The organism is Vibrio sp. 10N.222.52.B7, assembly GCF_041474275.1.
GTDB classification, from domain to species: domain Bacteria; phylum Pseudomonadota; class Gammaproteobacteria; order Enterobacterales; family Vibrionaceae; genus Vibrio; species Vibrio crassostreae_C.
Map to the genome: position 1 here is coordinate 1 of NZ_JBFRTU010000810.1, position 396 is coordinate 396.

Below are 396 nucleotides of genomic sequence, written 5' to 3' on the forward strand. Positions count from 1 at the left end.
GTGCTTCTGAAGATAAACTGACACCGTTTGCAAATCGCCCAAGATGTTGCTTACGCTTTAGGCGACTCTCGCCGTTATTTTTACTCGGATGTAAAAGCGTTACGCGACCGCCTTGAGTCTCGCAATTGTTATCTAAGATGTCGCCTATATCTCTATTGAAGCGAGCTAGCAGACTGCTATTCGCCCCCCAGAGTGGAACATCACTGCTGTACCAAATGGCTTTGGGTGGAACCGAACTATCTTGGATACGCAAAGCGTCTTTTAACTCACTAATGAAGCGTTTAGCGTTGTCTGGTAGATATACAGCTCCCAATATGCCAAATGTTTGGTTACAACCGTACCCAGTATTCCGTTTATCTCTGGCTTCTAGCCAGCCCGAGTAATCAAACTGATACC

Annotated in this window: 1 pseudogene; it reads right to left on the bottom strand. The window is 46.0% G+C overall.

The window, feature by feature from the left end:
* Positions 1–313: pseudogene (locus AB4512_RS25410) on the bottom strand (hypothetical protein); the annotation flags it as partial.
* Positions 314–396 lie beyond the last annotated feature (83 nt).